Source organism: Embleya sp. NPDC020886 (assembly GCF_044333915.1).
Lineage (GTDB): Bacteria > Actinomycetota > Actinomycetes > Streptomycetales > Streptomycetaceae > Embleya.
Map to the genome: position 1 here is coordinate 169,482 of NZ_JBIRRX010000008.1, position 19,546 is coordinate 189,027.

General features: G+C 72.6%; 22 protein-coding genes and 1 riboswitch. Of the genes, 14 read left to right on the forward strand and 8 right to left on the reverse strand.

Going from position 1 to position 19,546, the window contains the following annotated elements:
* Positions 1-59 precede the first annotated feature (59 nt).
* Positions 60-272 carry a DUF5708 family protein gene (locus tag ACH4U8_RS26910; RefSeq protein WP_379990125.1) on the forward strand — a complete coding sequence of 71 codons (213 nt, stop codon included), beginning with the start codon at positions 60-62 and terminating at the stop codon, positions 270-272.
* Positions 273-398: 126 nt separating this feature from the next.
* On the opposite strand, the gene ACH4U8_RS26915 is transcribed toward ACH4U8_RS26910, so the two are convergent.
* Positions 399-1,136 (reverse strand): Ig-like domain-containing protein, encoded by a 738-nt coding sequence (locus tag ACH4U8_RS26915; protein ID WP_395780759.1) that lies wholly within the window; start codon positions 1,134-1,136, stop codon positions 399-401.
* Positions 1,137-1,380: 244 nt separating this feature from the next.
* A riboswitch (cobalamin riboswitch) is annotated at positions 1,381-1,508 on the forward strand.
* 60 nt (positions 1,509-1,568) lie between these two features.
* Between ACH4U8_RS26915 and ACH4U8_RS26920 the strand changes: the two genes are divergently transcribed.
* The 3 genes from ACH4U8_RS26920 (at position 1,569) to ACH4U8_RS26930 (ending at position 4,166) form a co-directional block, all read left to right on the forward strand.
* Positions 1,569-2,159, forward strand: a complete 591-nt coding sequence (locus ACH4U8_RS26920; protein ID WP_395780761.1) for a cob(I)yrinic acid a,c-diamide adenosyltransferase — start codon at positions 1,569-1,571, stop codon at positions 2,157-2,159.
* Positions 2,135-2,950 (forward strand): (2Fe-2S)-binding protein, encoded by an 816-nt coding sequence (locus ACH4U8_RS26925; protein ID WP_395780763.1) that lies wholly within the window; start codon positions 2,135-2,137, stop codon positions 2,948-2,950. Before ACH4U8_RS26920 ends, ACH4U8_RS26925 begins: the two co-directional genes overlap by 25 nt.
* Positions 2,951-3,293: 343 nt before the next feature.
* The gene (locus ACH4U8_RS26930; RefSeq protein WP_395780765.1) at positions 3,294-4,166 is read left to right on the forward strand and encodes a hypothetical protein; all 873 of its coding nucleotides are present in this window, start codon (positions 3,294-3,296) and stop codon (positions 4,164-4,166) included.
* Positions 4,167-4,209: 43 nt separating this feature from the next.
* On the opposite strand, the gene ACH4U8_RS26935 is transcribed toward ACH4U8_RS26930, so the two are convergent.
* On the reverse strand, positions 4,210-4,983 hold the full coding sequence (locus tag ACH4U8_RS26935) for a phosphotransferase (RefSeq protein WP_395780767.1): 774 nt from the start codon (positions 4,981-4,983) through the stop codon (positions 4,210-4,212).
* A 55-nt stretch (positions 4,984-5,038) separates the two neighbouring features.
* Positions 5,039-5,359, reverse strand: a complete 321-nt coding sequence (locus ACH4U8_RS26940; RefSeq protein WP_395780769.1) for a hypothetical protein — start codon at positions 5,357-5,359, stop codon at positions 5,039-5,041.
* A 265-nt stretch (positions 5,360-5,624) separates the two neighbouring features.
* Here ACH4U8_RS26940 and ACH4U8_RS26945 point away from each other — a divergent pair, with 265 nt between their 5' ends.
* Positions 5,625-6,305 carry an HAD-IA family hydrolase gene (locus ACH4U8_RS26945; protein ID WP_360312989.1) on the forward strand — a complete coding sequence of 227 codons (681 nt, stop codon included), beginning with the start codon at positions 5,625-5,627 and terminating at the stop codon, positions 6,303-6,305.
* Between the two features lie 92 nt (positions 6,306-6,397).
* A complete protein-coding gene (locus tag ACH4U8_RS26950; protein WP_395780771.1) occupies positions 6,398-7,114 on the forward strand; it encodes a L,D-transpeptidase family protein in 717 nt (238 codons plus the stop codon).
* Between the two features lie 60 nt (positions 7,115-7,174).
* Here ACH4U8_RS26950 and ACH4U8_RS26955 read toward each other — a convergent pair whose 3' ends face one another.
* From ACH4U8_RS26955 to ACH4U8_RS26965, 3 genes are all read right to left on the reverse strand, one after another.
* The gene (locus ACH4U8_RS26955) at positions 7,175-8,440 is read right to left on the reverse strand and encodes a TerD family protein (protein ID WP_360312993.1); all 1,266 of its coding nucleotides are present in this window, start codon (positions 8,438-8,440) and stop codon (positions 7,175-7,177) included.
* A 142-nt stretch (positions 8,441-8,582) separates the two neighbouring features.
* Positions 8,583-9,506, reverse strand: coding sequence for a TIGR03619 family F420-dependent LLM class oxidoreductase (locus tag ACH4U8_RS26960; RefSeq protein ID WP_395780773.1), 924 nt, complete (start codon positions 9,504-9,506; stop codon positions 8,583-8,585).
* 104 nt (positions 9,507-9,610) lie between these two features.
* Positions 9,611-10,462 (reverse strand): SDR family NAD(P)-dependent oxidoreductase, encoded by an 852-nt coding sequence (locus tag ACH4U8_RS26965; protein ID WP_395780775.1) that lies wholly within the window; start codon positions 10,460-10,462, stop codon positions 9,611-9,613.
* Between the two features lie 109 nt (positions 10,463-10,571).
* Between ACH4U8_RS26965 and ACH4U8_RS26970 the strand changes: the two genes are divergently transcribed.
* Together ACH4U8_RS26970 and ACH4U8_RS26975 are read left to right on the forward strand one after the other, a co-directional pair.
* Entirely contained in the window at positions 10,572-10,985 is a 414-nt protein-coding gene (locus tag ACH4U8_RS26970) for a MarR family transcriptional regulator (protein WP_360312999.1), read from the forward strand.
* A 102-nt stretch (positions 10,986-11,087) separates the two neighbouring features.
* Positions 11,088-12,068, forward strand: a complete 981-nt coding sequence (locus tag ACH4U8_RS26975) for an LLM class flavin-dependent oxidoreductase (RefSeq protein ID WP_360313001.1) — start codon at positions 11,088-11,090, stop codon at positions 12,066-12,068.
* A gap of 69 nt (positions 12,069-12,137) precedes the next feature.
* Here ACH4U8_RS26975 and ACH4U8_RS26980 read toward each other — a convergent pair whose 3' ends face one another.
* A complete protein-coding gene (locus ACH4U8_RS26980; protein ID WP_360313003.1) occupies positions 12,138-12,896 on the reverse strand; it encodes a hypothetical protein in 759 nt (252 codons plus the stop codon).
* Positions 12,897-13,014: 118 nt separating this feature from the next.
* Between ACH4U8_RS26980 and ACH4U8_RS26985 the strand changes: the two genes are divergently transcribed.
* The 5 genes from ACH4U8_RS26985 to ACH4U8_RS27005 all read left to right on the forward strand — a co-directional run bounded on the left by ACH4U8_RS26985 (position 13,015) and on the right by ACH4U8_RS27005 (position 17,311).
* Complete coding sequence (locus tag ACH4U8_RS26985) at positions 13,015-13,893, forward strand: metal-dependent hydrolase (protein WP_360313005.1); 879 nt, start codon at positions 13,015-13,017, stop codon at positions 13,891-13,893.
* 147 nt (positions 13,894-14,040) lie between these two features.
* Positions 14,041-14,760 (forward strand): VTT domain-containing protein, encoded by a 720-nt coding sequence (locus ACH4U8_RS26990; RefSeq protein WP_360313007.1) that lies wholly within the window; start codon positions 14,041-14,043, stop codon positions 14,758-14,760.
* Between the two features lie 40 nt (positions 14,761-14,800).
* Positions 14,801-15,739, forward strand: a complete 939-nt coding sequence (locus ACH4U8_RS26995; protein WP_360313009.1) for a hypothetical protein — start codon at positions 14,801-14,803, stop codon at positions 15,737-15,739.
* A gap of 226 nt (positions 15,740-15,965) precedes the next feature.
* The gene (locus ACH4U8_RS27000) at positions 15,966-16,301 is read left to right on the forward strand and encodes a hypothetical protein (RefSeq protein WP_395780777.1); all 336 of its coding nucleotides are present in this window, start codon (positions 15,966-15,968) and stop codon (positions 16,299-16,301) included.
* Complete coding sequence (locus ACH4U8_RS27005) at positions 16,259-17,311, forward strand: NlpC/P60 family protein (RefSeq protein ID WP_395780779.1); 1,053 nt, start codon at positions 16,259-16,261, stop codon at positions 17,309-17,311. The genes ACH4U8_RS27000 and ACH4U8_RS27005 overlap by 43 nt, the downstream gene beginning before the upstream one ends.
* Before the next feature lie 120 nt (positions 17,312-17,431).
* On the opposite strand, the gene ACH4U8_RS27010 is transcribed toward ACH4U8_RS27005, so the two are convergent.
* Positions 17,432-17,923, reverse strand: coding sequence for an inorganic diphosphatase (locus ACH4U8_RS27010; protein WP_020549566.1), 492 nt, complete (start codon positions 17,921-17,923; stop codon positions 17,432-17,434).
* A gap of 151 nt (positions 17,924-18,074) precedes the next feature.
* Between ACH4U8_RS27010 and dacB the strand changes: the two genes are divergently transcribed.
* Positions 18,075-19,478 (forward strand): D-alanyl-D-alanine carboxypeptidase/D-alanyl-D-alanine-endopeptidase, encoded by a 1,404-nt coding sequence (dacB, locus tag ACH4U8_RS27015; protein ID WP_395780781.1) that lies wholly within the window; start codon positions 18,075-18,077, stop codon positions 19,476-19,478.
* Positions 19,479-19,546 lie beyond the last annotated feature (68 nt).

The window sequence follows — 19,546 nt, forward strand, 5'->3', positions numbered from 1 at the left end:
CCCGGCCCCGGACCTAGCCTCGTAGGCATGTCCGCAGGTCGAGTGGAGGAGGGAAGAACATGACGAAGGCACGCGGTTCGTTGACGGCCGGCCTGGCGAGCGCGCTGGTGGGCGCGGCCCTGAAGCTGTTCGCGGACGACGTCGACACACCCGTGATCGCGCTCGGGAAGATCGGCGTCGTGCTGCTGATCGTCGGCATCGCCGAAGTGCTGTACGGGCTCTACCGGTTGACCCGCGAGGCCGGGGAGGCCCGGGAGGCCCGAAAGCCCTGACCGGGTGCGCCGAGCGCGGCGAACGGCCCGGTGATCGGGTCCCGACTGCTTCCCGGTCGCTTCCCGATCGCTTCAGTGATCGGTTCGGTGACCGGCCCGGCAATCGGCCCGCCGATCACCACCCGTTCAGCGCACCTGCCGCCGCCCCGGCCGACGGTGCGCCACCCAACCCAGGATGCCCGCGCCGAGCAACGCCGAGCCCAGGAAGGCCGACAGCAACAGTCCGCCGCCCGAATCGTGCCCGCCCTGCCGCGTCACGGCCGCCGGCGCCCGCAGTTCGTCGACGCCGCGATGCACGCCGAGCCGGCCCGTCCTCGGCTCGACCGCCCGTTCCGCCGCTCCCGGATCGGCCGCCACGTCGATCCGCACGGTCGCGGTGGCCTGGCGGCCGAGCCGGTCGACGATCGTGTAGTGGAAGCCGTCGCGCCCGGCGAAGCCCGGCCCCGGCGTGTAGCGCAACACGGCCTCCGTCGTGCCCTCGTCCGGAGCGCCCTCGACGTCGAGGACCAGACCGTGCTCGGGATTGGTGTGCGACACCAGGGCCAGCCCCTCACCGGTGTCGCCGGCCAGCACCGGGACGTCCACCGACTGCCCGGCGCGAGTGCCGACCCGATCCGTGACGGCCCGCGGCGCGGCCGGCATCGGCGCTCCGAACCCGCCGTTCGGCCGTACCCGGTCGACACGCGAGCCCGGAGCGGAGTCGCCGGCCGGGCCGGCGACCACGGGCGGCAGCGACGGGATGGGCACCACGGCAACGGCGGGGCACCCGGCGCCCACACCGAACAACACCGCGCAACACACGAGCACCACACCGACTCGACGCATCCGGACGGCCGGTTCGGGTGTTCCGGAAACCGTGGCCACACAATCCTCCGGCACTCTGGTCCGGACACGGCCGGATCTGGGATGGGTCGGCCGGCGCCCGCCGGATCCGATGCCGGCCGAGGGAGCCGCTCTCGAACCCCGATCCTGTGCGCAGTGCCCACCGGTTCGCGACGCGGCACGCGGAGCGGCGGCGAGCTTCACCCACAAGCGTGGACCGACCGGGCCCGACAGTGGACCCGGCCCGGCGCGCGTGTCATGGTGGGAGGCGCTATGCGACGGCGGTACGAGGAAGTCGGTGTGAATCCGACGCGGTCCCGCCACTGTGATCGGGGAGCGACTCCCACACCGGCCACGACCCCGCGACGGGGTGGGAAGGCCGGGAGGAGCGAAGAGCCGAGAGCCAGGAGACTCACGTCGTCGCCACCTCACCAACCGGGGCGGATTTCCCCGAGAGAGGCCGGTGCTGCCGCCATGTCCTTGGTACTGAGCCGGATCTACACCCGTACCGGCGATGCCGGTACCACCGCGCTGGGCGACAACTCCCGGACGTGCAAGACCGATCCGAGGTTGGCGGCCTACGCCGACACGGACGAGACCAACGCGGCGATCGGGGTCGTGCTCGCGCTCGGCGACCCGGAGCCGCAGACCCGTGCGGTGTTGGCCCAACTGCAACACGACCTGTTCGACGTCGGCGCGGACCTGTGCGCGCCGATCGCCGAAGGCGACACCCGGCTGCGGATCACCGAGGCCGACGTGGCCCGGCTGGAGGAGCACTGCGACGCGTTCAACGCGGAACTCCCCACGCTGCGCTCGTTCGTCCTGCCCGGCGGCAGCCCTGCCGCGGCCCTGCTGCACGTGGCCCGCACCGCGGCCCGGCGCGCCGAACGTTCGACCTGGGCGCTGATCGAGGCGGACGAACCGGCGGCGGGTGGGTCCGCGACGGTGAACCCGCTCACCGCGCGCTACCTCAACCGGCTGTCCGACCTGCTGTTCGTGCTCGCCCGACGGGCCGACGCGGGTGGCGCGGGTGATCTGCTGTGGCGTCCGGGCGACAACCGCTGAGCGGTTCGGCGGCACGGCCCGGGGTCGGCGACGCGATGGCCCGAGTCGCCGAGGTGGGGCCCTACTTCGTGCTGCGGACCGGAGCGATCGCCGACGGCGCGGGCTTTCGGCCGTTGGTCGAGTTGTACGACCGCGCCGCGCCCGACGCGTGGGCGGCCCGGGTGGAGTACGTGCGGGGCCGGTTGCGCACCGACGAGCCGCGGGTCGCCGCGTCGATCCTGTACCTGGGCGTGGCCTCGCGGTTGTGGTCGGTGGCGCTCGGCGCGGCGGTGCTCGGTCGGGTCGTGCCGGACCTGGACCCGGTCCGGACGCACTGGCGCTTCCCGGCGAGCGGTGCGATCGAACTGTGGGCGCCGGATCCGATCCCGACGCCGGTGCTCGCAAACCGGGCCGGGATCGACCGGGTGTACGCCGCGGTGATGACCGCGCACCTGGTGCCGCTGGCCCGGGCCACTCGGGCGGTGGTGCCGATCGCGGAGCGCCTGCTGGCCGGCAACGCCGCGTCGGCGCTGGTGGGTGCGGCCCGGGTGCTGCACCGGCACCCGGCGCCGGACGAGCCGGAGCTCGTGACGACGACCCGGTCGTTCGCCGACGGTCTGTTGGCCACGGGCCTGCTGCGAGGGAGTGGGCTGCACGGCGCCCTGGGCGCGTTCCGGCGCACCACGTGCTGCCTGTACTACCGGATTCCCGGCGGCGGTACGTGCGGCGACTGCGTCTTCCATGACAAGCCGCCGCAACCGACCCGGGTCCGGATCGGGTCGTCGGCGCGCGGGCGTGACGGCGCACACTGACCGCGTACGATCGCCCGCTCGGCCCCCGGGACGCGCTCCGGATCCGGCCGAGCGGGTGATCCATCGGACACGCCGCCGCGCATCCGGGTGACATTCCCGGATCTGCGGCGCGGACTTTCCTAGCCTCGTCCCGGAGACACCGATTCCGGCATCGACGCACCGAACGCCGGGACCGTGTCCTCGGTCCTGCCGGGTCTGCGCCCCCGGCAGGATCGGGGAGACGGCCCCGGCCGTCGAAGGGCCGCCGAGGACGAATGACCGGCCGTTCGCCGGGCAGACGCAGGGCGCGCGGTCCTCGGCGATGACGCGAGGACATCGAGACCGTGAAGAGGAGTACGCACCGATGAGTACCCCAGGCCGAGAGCCCGGCGGCAGGTCCGCGTCGCGCGAGCCCGACGAGATCGCCGTCGACCCGACCGTGCCACCGCCCGCCGATTCCGTCGTCGAACCCCGCGTGCCGTCCGAGCTTCCCCGGCAGGAGCGCACCCCCGGCCACAAACAGGAGCAAGTGGACCACGCCGTGGAGGAGTTGACCCAGGCCGAGCCGCCCGAGGCGATCCACCGCAAGGTCGGCGAGGCGGCCGAGCGGATCGACCGCGCCGCGCCGCGCACCCGGCGCCGGGCGCAACGGATCGCGGCCGCCGTGGCCGACCGGGCCGAGTCGGCCGAGGACGCGGTCCGCGACCGGGCCGACCAGGCCAAGGAGACCACCCGACACAGGACCGCGCAGGCCAAGGAGGCCGCCGTGCACCGCGCCGAACAGGCCAAGGAGACCGCCGGACATCGCGCCGAACAGGCCAAGGAGGCCGTCGAGCGCCGGGCCGAGCAGGTCAAGGAGGCCGCCGGCCACCGGGCCGAACAGGCCAAGGAGGCCGTCGAGCGCCGGGCCGAACAGGCCAAGGAAGCCGCCGGCCACCGCGCCGAACAGGTCAAAGAGGCCGCCGGCCACCGCGCCGAGCAGGTCAAGGAAGCCGCCGGCCACGGCGCCGCCCGGGCCCGCGAGGTGGCGGGAAACCGGGTCGGCCACGCCAAGGACCGCACCGTCGAGGTCGGCCACGCGGCCGGCAACCAGCTCTTCGACCACACCCCCGACCCGCTCCGGCACGCGAGCCTGGCCGGCGCGGCGGAGGTCCGCAGCCGTCCGATCCCCGCCGCCATCGCCGCGGCGACGACCGTCCTGGTCCTGATCTGGGCGCTCCGCAGGTCGCGCCGATAGGGACGAGGGCGCGACGACCCGCCGGCACCCGGCTCCCGGGCGCTCAGCCGGCCGCCGCCTCCCGCGTCCACATCCGCAACACCCGTCGGGTCGCCTCGTCCGCGCCGGGCCCGTACCTCGCGGGCGCCGTCGCGGCGATCGCGACCCGTACGTCCGCCTCCGACCGCCCCGCGCCCCGCGCGTACTCGGCCGGCAACGCGGCATTGAGCTCCGAGGCCGACTCCGGCTCGGCCGCGTGGGCCAGGATCAACCCGGTCAGGTCCTCGCCCGGCAGCCCGTAGCCCACATGCGACCAGTCCAACAGCACGAAGTCCTCCTCCCGCGCGATCAGATTCACCGGACGCAGATCCAGGTGGCACGGTACGTACGGCAGTTCGGCGGCGCGTTCCGCCAGCGGTCCGACCGGGGACGGGGGTTCGAACAACCAGAGCGGTGCGTCCGGGCGCGGCGCGGCCTGCGCGGCGCCGAGTCGGCGGGCGAAATCGATCCATCGGGGCAGGTCCCACGTGGTCCCGGACCGCCCTCGCACGTAGTCGAGCCACAGCGCCACCGACCCGTCCGGTCGCCGGTCGGCCCGCAACGCCCGGGGCGCGGTCAGCCCGAAGGCGGCGTACACGGTGGGCGCGAAGCCGCTCTCGTACGCCTCGACCTCACGGGCCCAGTAGCGCGGATTGGCGGACGCCGTACCGTCCGGCGTCGCGAGTTTGAGCACCGCGTCGGCGCCGCTGCCGCGCACATGCCAGACGTCGGAGTGCGCGGACAGCGGCGCGGCGCCCAGCGGGGAGCCCAGTTCGGGCGGTACGGATTCGATACGCACCGGCGGCGGCGCGGGGGGCTCGCTCAGGGTCGCCTCCGGGACGGTGCGCCTGTGGTCAACGAAGGACCGGGGCTCGGGGCGGGCGTCGGCGACCGATGTGGTGCCGGTAGGCGATCGGCGAATCGGGGCGGCGGGCGTGCCGGGCCCGTCCCGATCGCACGGTGTGCCCGGTCGGTCGAGGCACGGCGGGCAGCGCGACGGTGGGCAGCACGGCGGCGGTCGCGGTGGCGGGTTCGACCGCCGGTCGTGTGGTCGGCGGTACGGGTGTCGGATTCGGCAGGGCCTGGGGCCCCAACATGTGGTCCTCCAGCCAGGCCAGCCCGGGTATCAGCAGGAACATCACAATCAGTGCAAGCAGGGCGAGAACCAAGTACATGACGTCCGCCTGGGGGTGAGCGTGTCCGGGCCGTAGTGAGCCCCTAGCCGGTTGGGGTCGGCGCAAACGTGACGGTTAGGCAACGGGCCCGTCGTCCCAGGTCCGGAGATGATCGCTTCTGATCAACGGCTGAGCCGTGTGGGTGACGCCTCAAGGCGCCCTTCAGGGTGTCGTTCCAGGTGTCGTTCCAAGTGTCGTTCCAGGCGCGGTGATCACCCGACCGAAGCCCTCGACGCCGCCCCGCCGCTCCTGACAGCCTGGCCGCATGGCGAACGACGGCACCACGCTCGACTGCGACGCGATCCTGTTCGATCTCGACGGCGTGCTGGTGGACTCCCATCCCCTGATCGAACGCATCCTGCGCGCCTGGGCGCGCGACCGCGGCGTCGACCCGGACGTGGCCGTCGCGGCCTCCTACGGGCGGCGGGACATCGACCTGGTCCGCGTGGTCGCCCCCACCCTGGACGCCGAGGTCGAGGCGGCCTGGATCGTCGAGCGCGAGGAGCGGGACTTCACCGGCATCCGCCCGATGCCCGGCGCGGTCGGTCTGCTCGCCGCGCTGCCCGCGGCGCGCTGGGCCATCGTCACGTCCGGCACCCGCCGGGTGGCCCGCGGCCGACTGCGTGCGGCGGAACTGCCCGAACCGGTGTACATGGTCACCGCGGAGGACGTCCGCGAGGGCAAACCGGCACCCGAGGGCTACCTGCGCGCGGCCGAACTGCTGGGCGTGCGGCCGGATCGTTGCCTGGTCGTGGAGGACGCGGAGAGCGGTGTGCGGGCCGCGGAGGCGGCCGGCATGCGGTGTCTGGGCATCGGCGCGGCCCTGGCCGAGGGCGAGATCGGCGCCGCGCTGGACGCGTGGGCTTCGGATCTGCGTCCGGTCGATCCCGAACTGGTCACGGCGGGACATGTCCGGCTGAACATTCACACGAATGGGTCAAACTAGGAACGCAACCTCTCGGGTCCCATTGGCGTCTACAAGGGTGCACGACTCGGGGAACATCCACATTTGGGTTTGGGTCGGAGAGGCACCACTCGATGAAGAAGACTCGTATATCCCTCGCGGTCACCGTGACCGCGATCCTGGCCTTGTCGGCCTGCAACTCCGGTTCGTCGAGTGACTCGAACGCCAAAGCCGGTGCGCAGTCGCCGCTGCCCGCCACCTCCTCGTCCGCACCGGTGACGCCGGCGCCCGAGAGCACCGCGCCGCCGACCTCCGCCGCGCCCACGACCGGCGCGCCCACCAGCGCCGCGCCCAGCTCCGCCAAGCCCGGCACGAGCAAGCCGGCCACCACCGCGACGAGCAAGCCGCCGACGAGCAAGCCGCCGACCACCAAGCCCGCCTCGCCCAAGCCGCCGGCCGCACAGGCCGGGCTGGACGAGCGGTGCCTGACCGGCCGGGCGATCTGCATCGACAAGCGCACCGACCGGCTCACCTGGGTGATCGACGGCCAGACCCAGTACTCCACGGCCGTGCGCTTCGGCTCGGCCGAGACGCCCACCCGTGAGGGCGCGTTCAGCATCAACTTCAAGAGCCGCGACCACGTGTCGACGCTCTACCACACGCCGATGCCGTTCGCGATGTTCTTCTCCGGCGGCCAAGCCGTGCACTACTCGGCCGACTTCGCCGCCAACGGCTACAACGGTGCCTCGCACGGATGTGTGAACGTCCGGGACAAGGGCCTGGTGCAGCGGCTCTTCAACGAGACCCGGGTCGGCGACAAGGTGATCGTCTACCGCTCGGTCAAGAAGTAACCGCGACGACTCGACGATCGGCCACCGCCCGGCTCCGACGACCGAGCGGTGGCGACCCGATCAGCGCTCGCGCGGCGAGCGCACCGTCTTGAACTCCGCCGGTCCGGCGCCCATCTCGAACGTGCCGTCCGGGTGCAGCATCGGGCGGCGCTCCTGCATCAGCTTCGAGTACTTCTCCACGTGCTGGATCGAGACGCCGTCGGGGTCGGTGAAGTCGACCAGGGCGATGGCCACCCAGAACACCGCGCGCTTGTTGTTGAACAGCGGCACGTTCACGGTGGAGCCCTGGCCGTCGGTGACCTCGGCGTGCGCGCCGTAGGACTTGAAGCTGCCGAAGCCGTTCTCGACCGCGCTGTAGGCGCAGATCAGCACGTAGCCCTGCTCGTCGGGCCGGGTGATCCGGACCGTCTCCCGGCCGGGGACCCGCGAGTCGCCGTCCAGTTGGATGTACGGCGCGGCGGTCAGGCTGCCGAGTTCGCGGTAGTAGATCACCCCGTCCTTGTCGCCCTTCTTCGCACCCACCTTGGACCTGGGCACGAACAGCGCGTAGAGGTCCAGGTCGGCGCCGGTCTTGCGGCGCGCGTCGTCGCCGCCGTCCCAGACCAGGGACGCGGTGACGGTGATCGAGCGATCGCCCTTGTCCATGTTGATCGTCGCCCGGCCGCCCTTGGCCAGGTCGACCCGGCCGAGCGGCTCCTTGGCCATCGAGATCGGCGCGGGCGCGGCCGGCGCGGGGGGCGCGGCGGGCTCCTTGACCATCACATGCGCGGGCGCGACGGGCGCGGGGGTCGGCTCCGGTTCCGGCTCGTCCTCGACCGAGATGCCGAAGTCGGTGGCCAGCCCGGCCAGCCCGCTCGCATAACCCTGACCGACCGCGCGCACCTTCCACGCGTCGCCGCGGCGGTACAGCTCGACCAGGACCGCGACCGTCTCGCCGCCCGCGAACGCGTCCGGCGTGTAGCCGATCCGCGCGTCGCCGGACACGGTGACCGCACCCAGGCCCGGCACCTGGCCCAGGGTCATCTCCGGGCGATCCGCGTCCGAACTCACCACGACCACCACGCGGGCGATGTCGGCGGGCAGCTTGGCCAGTTCGACACTGACGTGGGTGGTTCCCGAGGGGCCGGCCGCCGTGCGCACCGCGCCGTCGCCGCCGACGGGATTGTTGAAGAAGACCAGATCCTCGTCGGTGCGCACCTTGTGCGCGTCGGTCAGCAGCACGGCGGACACGTCCACGACGTCGGTCGAGCCCCACCCGATGGAGACCTCGGCGCGGTCGCCGGTCAGGGGCGCGTTGGCGCCGGTGGGCAGCGTGACGTCGGACATGGAGGGCCCTCCCGCGTTGGACAAAGGCGCCGTTTCGCGCCCTGATCAGGGGAACGACCCTCCCGCCGACGACGTTCCGCAAACCGGGAACTTTCCCCAAGCAGAGGTAAAGCCCCAGCCGGCGGCGTCCCTCGGGGGCGACTCAGCCCCCGGACACCACCCGGTCGAACAACTTCCTGGCTTCGGCGAAGAACGCGGGCGCCTGCTCCGGGCCGGTACAGAACACCTGGATCGGCAGGTGCACGGCGGTCGCACCGGCGGCGATCACCTCGGGCGCGCCGGCCATCGTGGCGGCCAGGTCGAACCGCCCGGCGTCGTCCTTGACCATCGGCAGCGGGCCCTGCACACGCAGCGCCTTCGGGTCGCGACCGGCCGCGGCGAGCGCCTCGCGGATGCGGAGCACGTCCCGGGCCATGTCGGCGGTGGACAGGCCCATGATCGGAATCCAGCCGTCGCCGCTGTGCACGATCCGGTCCAGATTGCGCTTGTTGAGGGTGCCGCCGATCCACAGCGGCACGCCGCCCGCCTGTACCGGCTGCGGCGCGCAGTAGACGTCGGTGAAGTTCACCGTCTCGGAGGCGAAGGACGCGGGCAGGTCGGTCCACAGCGCCTTGCACGCGGCCAGCGTGTCGGTCAGCAGTCGTCCCCGGGCGTCCCAGTCCAGGCCGGCCGCGTCGTACTCCTCGCGCTGCCACCCGGTGGCCACGCCCAACTCCAGGCGTCCGCGCGAGATCCGGTCCAGCGTCGCGGCGGTCTTGGCGAGCAGGGTGGCGCTGCGCAGCGGGGCGACCAGGATGCCGGTGGCCAGGCGCACGTTGGAGGTGACGGCGGCGATCGCGGCGAGCAGGGTGAGCGGCTCGGGCCAGGCGGCCTCGGGCGGCGTGGGGAAGCGGCCCCACGTGTAGTTGTGCGTGTTGGGGCCCATCACCACGTGGTCGACCAGGACGATGCGGTCGATTCCCGCGTCGTCGGCGGCTCGGCCGACGTCCACGAAGCCGGGCCAGTCGTCGGCGGGCCAGGTGCCGAAGTTCGGCAGGCCGATGGAAAGTTGCACGTCGGTGGTCATGCGGATGCTCCGTCGGGTCGAGGTCGAGGTCGAGGTCGGTGCGGCCGAGGCGCGGCCGGGGCGTGGTCGAGGCGGGGCGGGGATTCCGGGGCCCGGGCGGCGGTTCAGCGCGATCCGGCGTACGGATCGCGGCCGGCCACCGCCGCGTCGATCACCGCGTCGCCGAACGCGGCCCGGGCGTACTTCTCGAAGGACGGCGCCCGGCGCAGCTCGTTGCCGCCGTCCACGGCCAGACTCTGGCCGGTGGTCCACGAGGATTCGGGGCCGGCCAGGTGGCGGACCGCTTCGGCGATGTCCTCGGGCAGGCCGGTGCGGCCCAGCGGCTTGTTCGCCACGAAGCGCGCGATCATCTCGGCGTCGCCGAAGATCCGGGCCTCCTCGTGCGAGCGCACCAGGCCGGGACGGACCGCGTTGACCCGGACGCCGGCCGCGCCCAACTCGTCCGCGGCGGCCCGGACCAGTGCCTCCAGGCCCGCCTTCCCGGCCGCGTAGCCGCTCAGGAACGGCATGGTGAGTTTGGCCGCGGTCGAGGACACGCACACGATCGCGCCGCCGCCGCGCGCGGCGATCACGGGCGCGGCGTACTTGATCGCCAGGAACGCGCTGTGCGTGTTGCGCCGCAGGTCGGCCAGGAACGCGTCGTCGTCCATGGCCAGGATCGGCGCGGTGCCGCCGCCGCCCACGGTGGCCACGCAGACGGCGAGTTCGGGGCCCGCCGCCCGGACCGCGGCGCGGATCCCGTCGGTGGTGCAGGCGTCCGCCGCGACGACGCGCACCTCGGTGTCGGCCGGAGCCGAGGCGCGCAGTCGGTCGGCCGTCGCGGCGAGCACGTCGGGGCGCCGCGCGGTGAGCGTGACCGAGCAGCCGTCGCGCAGCAGCCGGGCCGCGCACGCGGAGCCGATGCCGCCACTGCCACCGGTGACCAGGGCCATCCGACCGGCCAGGATTGCGGGCATGGGCGGGTTCCTCCCGGGGTGAGCAGGGGAACTGACGACGTGTCAGTTCCGAGTCGACGTTACACCTCGAATCATTCGAGCTGTAACGAAGTTCGGCTAGAGTGTGGCCATGACCACGGGGGAAGGCGAGCTGCCGGGACTGACCGCGCTGCTCTACGCGGCCACCGCACGGCTGGACGCGCACTTCGCCGCGTGCGCCGGCGCGGTCGGCCTGACCGCGTCCCAGGCGAACGCCGTGCACGAACTCGCCGAGCCGCTGGGCATGCGCGAGCTGGGTCGGCGGATGTGCTGCGAGCCACCCAACGTGACGTTCGTGGTGGACCGCCTGGAGGAGCGCGGCCTGGTCGAACGCCGGCCGCACCCGGGGGACCGCCGGGCCAAGCTGATCGCGCTCACCGCCACCGGCGCCGAGCTGCGCGAGCGCCTGTTCGCCGCGCTGGCCTGCGATCCGCCGCTGACCGGCCTGCCGGACGCCGACCGGCGCGCCCTGCGGGTGCTGCTCGACCGGGCGTTGCACACGTGACGAGGCCCGCCCTGGTTCTCGGCGACCCGCGCGACTAACCTGACGCCCCATCAGAGAGTGCGGCGCCGCTCATCCCGGCGACGCCGGGGACAGGAGTACGGCATGGCTGTGTTCGCGCTGCGTTTCGACTTCCGCAATCCGGCTTTCGCCGGGACGAGCATGGGGGAGCGCTACGCGGCGGCACTCGACATGGTCGAATGGGCCGATCAGCGCGGGTTCTTCATGGTCACGCTGTCCGAGCACCACGGCTTCGCCGACGGCTACCTGCCCGCCCCGCTCCAGTTCGCCGCCGCGATCACCGCGCGCAGCCGGAACATGGGCGTGACCATCGCGGCGATACCCGCGCCGCTGCACGACCCGCTGCACCTGGCCGAGGAACTCGCGGTGCTCGACCTGCTCAGCCAGGGCCGGGTCAACGTGGTGCTCACCAACGGCTACGTCGACACCGAGTTCGCGATGTACGACGTGCCGATGCGCGAGCGGGCCAAGCGCACGGTGGAGACCGTCGAGACGCTGCGCAAGGCGTGGACGGGCGAGGAGTTCGAATTCCGCGGCCGGACCGTGCGGGTGACCCCCGAGCCGTTCCAAAAGGGTGGCCCGCCGATCATCCTGGGCGGCAGCGTCGAGGCCGCCGCCCGCCGCGCCGCGCGCATCGCCGACGGGTTCATGCCGTCCAACCCGGCGATCTGGGAGTTCTACCGGGACGAGAAGGTCAAGCTCGGCGAGGAGGACCCGGGTCCCTACTTCGGCGGCGACACCAGCTTCTTCCATCTCTCGAACGAGCCGGACCGGGACTGGGACAGGATCGCGCCGCACGCGCTGCACGAGGTCAACGCCTACGGCGAGACGATGGCCGCGGCGGGCACCGCGGGCGTGGGCGGCTATGCGAGCGTCACCGACGCCGACGCGCTGCGCGCGGGTGGGCAGTACCGGGTGATCACCCCGGAGACCCTGGTGGCCGAGCTCAAGGCGCAGGGCGACGCGGCGTTCGCGATCCTGCACCCGATGATGGGCGGCATCCCGCCGGAGCTCGCGTGGGAGAGCCTGCGCCTGTTCGAGAACGAGGTGCTCCCGAACCTGTAGGCACCGCGGCCGTGCCGCGCACCCCGACACCGCGGTCGGGGCGCGCGTCGCGGCCGAATCGGGCGCGCGTCAGTGGTGCGGTGCGCCCGCGACGAAGTCCTTGGTGTGGTCCCACCACGTGCGCCGGTCGGGCGGGAAGCGGCGCAGCGAGCGAGCCAGCTTGGTGTCCGCGTGCGGCGAGGTCCGCCCCGGGCCCTCCTTGTACCGCCAACGCGCCCAGGGCGACTCCGGCTTGGCGATGCGCAGCGCCGACACCATCGCGACGAACGGTACGAACACCCCGATCAGCCCGGTGGCGACCTTGCCCTTGGCCAGCGCGCACAGGGCGAAGGCCAGATTGAACACGACCACCGTCGCGGCCACCGGCTTGCTGTCGCCGTCGCCGAGGCCGAGCGGGTTGGCGCCGACGAACAACAACAGGCCCATCGCGGCGGTGATCAACACCGCGTCCACCGACTTGCGGCCGTCCGCCGCCCAGTACACGTCGTCCAGGTGCACGAGCAGCGCGAACTCGTCCAGCGTCAGCGCGGCGCCCATCCCGAAGAGCCCGGCGAGCACCTGTCGCAGCGCGCCGCCCGGTTCGTAGGCGAACTCCAGCGCGCCCGCGATCAGCATCAGGAAGATCCCGTACACCTGATGGTGCACGTGCACCTTGCCCACCATCATGTTTCGGAACGGGCCCTTGCCCGCACGGATCAACCGGGTGATCAGGCGGGTCACCGCGAACGTGAAGATGAAGGCGACGAGCATCCAGCCGACGCCGTGTGGCCCGGCCTCGGCGTCGCCGGCCAGTCGCGCCGTGGTCGAGATCCAGCCTTGGTGGTGCACAAACCGTCCCTGCTCGCGATTCCCGTGTGAGGAGGATTGTCCATGATCGAATGGACCGAATGGCGCCACTGCCGCACCGGCACGATGGCGACCGGATCGAATCGAGGTTAGGACGCACATGGCCCTCCCCACGACCTCCACCGAGGTGACCTTCCCGGCGGGCGCGATCACCGGCGACGCGCCGATCCTGGCCGCGCCCGTGTTGCCGGACGGGCGGACCGCCCTGGTGGTCGCCAGGACGCCGTTCCACCCGCTGGACCACACCTGGCCGGACCAGCCCGCCGACACCGGAGTGATCCGGGTGGCGGGCGCGGAGCTGACCGTGTCGGACTGTGTCACCGGCGCCCTCGGCCCGGCCGGCGAGTTCGCGGTGGGCGAGGCGATTCCGGTCCGGCGCGGCGACGAGGACTGGTCCTGGCTCGTGCTGCACGTCCTGGACCGGGCCCCGGGCGATCCCGGCGAGCTGGTCGGGGCGCGTGCCGAGTTGGCCGTGGACGCCGACCGTCGGGCCGCGCTGAGCGCCGCGCACACCTCGTGCCATCTGCTGGCGTTCGCGCTCAACGCGGTGCTCGCGCCGCGCTGGCGCAAGGAGGTGCGTACCGACAGTCTCGGCCGCCCCGACTTCGACAACCTGGCGATCACCTCGTCCCGGATGGACGAGGGCGGCAGCCGCGACGACTACCGGATCGGCAAGTCGCTGCGCAAGAAGGGCTTCACCGCGGACGGCCTGGCCGCGGAACTGCCCGGCATTCGCGACGAGGTCGAGGCGTTGTTGGCGCAATGGCTGAAAACCGATGCCGAGGTGCGGATCGAGGTGCCCGGCCCGGCGCTCACCGCCCGTCGGGAGTGGCACTGCGGCCTGCCGGACGGCGACGCGCACATCGCGTGCGGCGGTTCGCACCTGGGTCGGCTCGGCGAGCTGCGCTCCCTGGGCATCGACCTGAGCATGGACGAGGACGGCGCACTCGTCGCGCTGACCCGGCCCGAGCGCGGCTGATCCCGTCCCGAGGAGCGTCGCCTCGGCCGGTCGGGAACCGGTCCCACGATGCGGACGTTACCTTCGGAAGGAATTCTCTTTGCCTAACCATGACCTGGTCGGGGGACTTCCGACGTCCGCCATCACCCGTTCCAGGAGGCTCGCGCCGTGAACACCATCGCCCTGGGTCCATCGTTTCTGGACCCCGACAAACTGATCTCGACGTTCGGTTTGATCGGCATCCTGGTGATCGTCTTCGCCGAGTCGGGGCTGTTGATCGGCTTCTTCCTGCCGGGCGACTCGCTGTTGTTCACCACCGGACTGCTGGTCTCGGACGGCAAGTTCTCCCAGCCGCTGTGGCTGGTGTGCCTGCTGCTGTGGGCCGCGGCGGTGGCGGGCGACCAGGTCGGCTTCCTGTTCGGCCGCAAGGTGGGGCCGTCCCTGTTCAACCGGCCCGATTCGCGGTTGTTCAAGCGCGAGAACGTGGCGAAGGCGCACGAGTTCTTCGAGAAGTACGGGCCGCGCTCGATCGTGCTGGCCCGGTTCGTGCCGATCGTGCGCACCTTCACCCCGATCGTCGCGGGTGTGGCCGCGATGAAGTACCGCACGTTCGTGGTCTACAACGTGATCGGCGGCCTGCTGTGGGCGGTCGGGGTCACCCTGCTCGGCCACTCGCTGGGTCAGGTGGGCTTCGTCCGGGACAACATCGAGTTCATCCTGATCGCGATCGTGCTGATCTCGGTGGTCCCGGTCGCGATCGAACTCCTGCGCGCCCGTTCGGCGTCGCGCAAGCGGACCGCGGCGGACCGGCCGGAGTCGGCCCCGGGGCGCGGTCGGCACCGCGCGAGCGACGACCGGCCGGACGCGGAATCGGGTCCGCGGCGCTGAGCCGTACGGGTCGGTCCCGGCCGCCAATAGAGTTCACGCCATGCGCGCTCAACTTCTGGCCCGGGCAACCCTGCCGTCCCTGTGGAGTCTCGACCGCATCCCCGGTGCGGCGGCCTGGCTCGCGCACGGGGTGGACGGTTCGCTCGTCGTGCTCGACGACTCGCTGAGCACCGTGTGCGAGGTGCGATTGCCCGAGGATTGGCGGGGTGGCCACTCGGTCACCCCCGACCTCGGGTACTTCGTCGCCTCGGCACCCGATCGAGTGGTGGTGTTGGACGGACAGGGGCGCGAGGTGTGGGCCCATCCGCACACGCCGTGGGAGCCCGAGGAGGCCGGCTCCTGCGCGGTCACCGCGGCCGGGATCTGGGCGGTGGTGCGCACCGCCGAGGGTGACCGATGCGTGCTGCTGGACGGCGCGGACGGCAGTGCGCTCGCGGCCTGGCCGCTGGATCCGGCCACCGTCGGCTCCGAACTGATTCCGCATCCCGACGGTGTGCACGTGGGCCTGGCCGCGTCGCACGCCGACGACGCGTACCGGGTCTTCGTGCTCGGCACGGACGCCCCGGACCGGGTGGCCGAGGTGCCGCCGGGGGAGAGCCGGGTGCTCACCGACGTGCACGGCTCCGGTCGGATGATGCTCACCACGCCGATCGAGGCGGGCCCGCTCGCGCTGGTGCGCTACCCGGACGGCGCGGTGATAGCGGCCCGGCCGGGGGAGCAGGTCTTCCCGGACCCGGACGAGGTGTTCGACATCTACGCCGGCTTCGTGCGCCGCGACCTGGTGCTCGCGGCCTCCTCGGGCGAGCGGCACGTGTTGTTCTCGGTGCCGGACCTGCGGGCGATCGCCGAGGTCGAGTATCCCGAGGACGCGCCGCGCGAATGGCTCGTGGTGCGCTCGGACGGCGTCTGGCTGACCGCCGACGCGGAGTCGGGCGCGGTGTGCATGTGGTCGCTGGAGCAGTCGGCGGCGGTCGGCTGAACGCACGACCGGGCGTGATCGGGGCGCGTTTTCGGCCGGCCGGGTCGCCGCGCCGCCGAGACCCGGGTGCGGGACTGATGTTCGAGTGACTCCCGAGGGATAAGCCCATTAGCGGGAAATATGTCGCTTATGGTGCAATTGTGAACGCCGGTCGTTAGGTTGGGAGATCTGCCCGGAACCGGGATCCCCGGTTCTCTTCGGTGCCCGCCGCTTGGAGGGAGACCGCATGCCTGGACCGTTCATCCGCGCCGCAGTCCCTGCCGGACTCGCCGCCGTTCTCGTTTTCACGATCACCCCCGCCGCCCTCGCCGACGACCCCGCAGGCTCCGCCTACCCCGGTGCCGACCAGGTCCGCCAGGCCCGGGACGCGGTCACCGGCAAGGTCGACGACATCGGTCGGATCGAGGCCGAACTCGACCGCGAGACAACCGATCTCGGGCGCCTGGACGTCCGCGCCGAGGCCGCCGTCGAGGCGTACGACGGGGCCGTGGTGCTGCGCGGGCAGGCCCGGGAGGGGCCGTGGTCGCCGACGGATACCTGCGTACGGCGGACGCCCGGCTGACCCGCTCCCGGGACGAACTCGGCCGGCTCGCCGCACAGACCTACCGGATGGGCGGCGGCGCGCGACTGGGCACCTTCCAGGCGGTGTTGGGCGCCGACTCGCCCGCCGACCTGCTCTCCCGCATGGAGGGCATCCGGCGGATCTCGCAGGACGGCGAGGACACCCTGCACCGCGCCACCATCGCCGTCCGGGACGCGGCGAGTGCCAGGACCGATGCCGAACACACCGCGGAGACGGCCACCCGAGCCGCCGAGGCGGTCCTCGCGGCCAAGGAGCGGGTCGAGGCCGAACTCGCCGAGCAGCAGCACCGCGTCGGCGAGGTCGCCGCCCGGCGCACCGAGTTGCTGAGCGAACTGGCCACGCTGAAGCAGACCTCGGTCGACCTGGAGACGCAGCGTCGGGACGGCCTGGAGGCCGAGGCCCGGCGCCGCGCCGAGGAGGAGGCCCGGGCCCGGGCCGAGGCCGACGCGGCCCGCGAGGAGGCCGACCGACAGGCCGAGCAGGCGCGGGTGGTGCGCGAGGCCCGGGAGCGGGAGGCGGGCAAACCCACGAGGACGAACGCGCCGGCCAAGCCCGCCGATGGCCCCGACCCGGTGACCGCGACCCGACCCGCCCCGCCCGCCAAGGCCCCCGCGGCCGACGGCGCCGGCGCGGCCACCGCGATCGCCTACGCGAAGGCGCAACTGGGCAAGCCCTACGTCTGGGGCGGCGAGGGCCCAGGCGGCTACGACTGCTCGGGCCTGGTCATGCAGGCGTGGCGCAAGGCGGGCGTGACGATGACCCACTTCGCCGCCACGCAGTACTTCGAGAGCACTCCGGTGTCGTACCGGAACCTGCGCCCGGGCGACCTGATCTTCTGGACCGAGACCAAGAGCGCCTCCGACATCCACCACGTCGCGATGTACCTGGGCGGCGGCCGGATGATCCACGCGCCGCGCACCGGCGACGTGATCAAGATCAGCAACATGTTCTACATGGGCACCCCGGACTACTACGCCCGCCCGTCCTGACCCTGTCCCCGACCGCCGCAGTGCTCGACCGCTCGACCGTCACGACGACGAAACGCCGTCGCCGGCGGCCACCTTCGCGGGTGGCCGCCGGCGACGGCGTTCGTTCGAGGGGCTACCGGGTCAGTGGTGACCCTGCTCGGTGAGCCGCTTGCGGGACGCCTCGACCTCGGCCTCGGCCTCGTCGCGGCCGACCCAGTTGGCACCCTCGACCGACTTGCCCGGCTCCAGGTCCTTGTAGACCTCGAAGAAGTGCTGGATCTCCAGCCGGTCGAACTCCGAGACGTGGTGGATGTCACGCAGGTGCTCCACGCGCGGGTCCGTGGCCGGCACGCACAGGACCTTGTCGTCGCCGCCGGCCTCGTCCGTCATCCGGAACATGCCGATCGCGCGGCATCGGACCTGGACGCCCGGGAAGGTCGGCTCGTCCAGCAGCACCAGCGCGTCCAGCGGGTCACCGTCCTCACCGAGGGTGTCCTCGATGAAGCCGTAGTCCGCCGGGTAGCGCGTCGACGTGAACAACATCCGGTCGAGCCGGATGCGGCCCGTCTCGTGGTCCACCTCGTACTTGTTGCGCGATCCCCGGGGGATCTCGATGGTGACGTCGAACTCCAAGGCTCCTCCATAGTGCTGCGCCGGGACCGTTGCCGGGACCGTTAGGGTCGTTCTGTCCGCGAGGCCGAACCCGGCACAGGTCCCGGACAGAACCTGATCTGATCTCAGTGTCTCGCATGGCCGGTGGTCCGGCGGAAGGGGATGGTCTCGCGTGGCCGGCACAAGGAGCAAAGCGATCGCCGCAGTCCTGGCGGCGATCGTGCTGGCCGTGCTCACCACGCTGGTGCACGAGTCGTGGAAGGGTGAGCCCCTGGCGGCCCGCGCCGATCCGACGGGCGGCCGGGTCGCGAGCGCGCAGCCGGTGCTCGCGCCGGTTTCCGGCAATGCCACCGGCGCCGTGCCGACCGAGGCCGGCATCCGGGCCGCGCTGGATCCGTTGGCCAAGGCGACCGCGCTCGGCGCCCCGCCCGCGATGGCCGTCGTCGACGCGCTGACCGGCAAGGCGCTGTACGGCGCCAACCAGGACCGCGCGGCAACTCCCGCGTCCACCACGAAGATCACCACGGCGGTGGCCGCGCTCACCGCACCCGGCCCGAACCACCGGATCGCCACCCGGGTGGTGCCCGGCGGCACGCCCGGCACCATCGTGCTGGTCGGCGGCGGCGACCCGACGCTGACCGCGCTCGACGGCAACCAGTACAACAGCGCCTTCCGGCCCGCCCGACTGTCCGACCTGGCCGAGTCGACCGCGACCGCGCTCAAGGCGACCGGCACCACCCAGATCAAGCTCCAGTACGACACCACCCTGTACACCGGCCCGGCCCTGCACGCGATCGGCGTCAACGAGAACATCGCCCCCGTCGTGTCGCTGATGGTCGACGAGGGTCGGGTGGACCCGACGGTGGTCGGCAAGGAGAGCAACCGGGTGTCGTCGCCGGGCATCGACGCCGCGAAGAAGTTCGCCGCGATGCTCAAGACGGCGGGCATCACCGTCGACGGCACGCCCGCCGCGGGCACCGCGCCCGCCGGCGGCGCGCCCGCACTCGCCTCGGTCCAGTCCCCGCCGTTGTCCGCGATGGTCGAGCAGATGTTGACGGTCAGCGACAACGACCTGGCCGAAGCCCTGCTGCGGCAGGTCGCGATCGCCAACGGACAACCCGCGAGCTTCCAGGGCGGCACCGTCGCGGCGCGCAAGGTCCTGGAGGGCCTGGGCGTCACCTACGGGGCGTCCAACCTCAAGGACGGCAGCGGCCTGGACAAGGAGGACCGGCTCACCCCGCAGACGCTCGTGCAGACCCTCGCGGTGGCCGCGTCCGAACCCCACCCCGAACTGCGCTGGGCCCTCACCGGCCTGCCGATCGCGGGCTTCACCGGCACCCTGGCCGAGCGGTACGGCCCGAACAGCAGCGCCGCCGACGCGGCCGGCGTGGTCCGGGCCAAGACCGGCTCGTTGACCGGCGTCAGCACGCTGGCCGGCCTGGTCCGGGACCGGGACGGGCGACTGCTCGCGTTCGCGATCCTGGCCGACCGCTTCACCGGCGATCCCGACCCGGCCCGCGCGGCGATCGACCGGATGGCCGCCGCCCTGGCCGACTGCGGCTGCGGCACCGGCTGACCCGGCCGACCCGGCACAAAACCCGCTCCCGACCAAGTCACAGCCCCCGGTTCCTCTTTCGGGGCCGC

Bases quoted from the DNA above. Each gene is read 5' to 3' on its own strand.
- ACH4U8_RS27000 (WP_395780777.1), top strand. From the start codon at position 15,966: ATGCCTGGACCGTTCATCCGCGCCGCAGTCCCTGCCGGACTCGCCGCC.
- ACH4U8_RS26940 (WP_395780769.1), bottom strand. From the start codon at position 5,359: ATGTACTTGGTTCTCGCCCTGCTTGCACTGATTGTGATGTTCCTGCTG.
- ACH4U8_RS26930 (WP_395780765.1), top strand. From the start codon at position 3,294: ATGAGTACCCCAGGCCGAGAGCCCGGCGGCAGGTCCGCGTCGCGCGAG.
- ACH4U8_RS26965 (WP_395780775.1), bottom strand. From the start codon at position 10,462: ATGCCCGCAATCCTGGCCGGTCGGATGGCCCTGGTCACCGGTGGCAGT.
- ACH4U8_RS26910 (WP_379990125.1), top strand. From the start codon at position 60: ATGACGAAGGCACGCGGTTCGTTGACGGCCGGCCTGGCGAGCGCGCTG.
- ACH4U8_RS26955 (WP_360312993.1), bottom strand. From the start codon at position 8,440: ATGTCCGACGTCACGCTGCCCACCGGCGCCAACGCGCCCCTGACCGGC.
- ACH4U8_RS26985 (WP_360313005.1), top strand. From the start codon at position 13,015: ATGGCCCTCCCCACGACCTCCACCGAGGTGACCTTCCCGGCGGGCGCG.
- ACH4U8_RS26950 (WP_395780771.1), top strand. From the start codon at position 6,398: ATGAAGAAGACTCGTATATCCCTCGCGGTCACCGTGACCGCGATCCTG.
- ACH4U8_RS26945 (WP_360312989.1), top strand. From the start codon at position 5,625: ATGGCGAACGACGGCACCACGCTCGACTGCGACGCGATCCTGTTCGAT.
- ACH4U8_RS26975 (WP_360313001.1), top strand. From the start codon at position 11,088: ATGGCTGTGTTCGCGCTGCGTTTCGACTTCCGCAATCCGGCTTTCGCC.
- ACH4U8_RS26920 (WP_395780761.1), top strand. From the start codon at position 1,569: ATGTCCTTGGTACTGAGCCGGATCTACACCCGTACCGGCGATGCCGGT.
- ACH4U8_RS26995 (WP_360313009.1), top strand. From the start codon at position 14,801: ATGCGCGCTCAACTTCTGGCCCGGGCAACCCTGCCGTCCCTGTGGAGT.
- ACH4U8_RS26970 (WP_360312999.1), top strand. From the start codon at position 10,572: ATGACCACGGGGGAAGGCGAGCTGCCGGGACTGACCGCGCTGCTCTAC.
- ACH4U8_RS26960 (WP_395780773.1), bottom strand. From the start codon at position 9,506: ATGACCACCGACGTGCAACTTTCCATCGGCCTGCCGAACTTCGGCACC.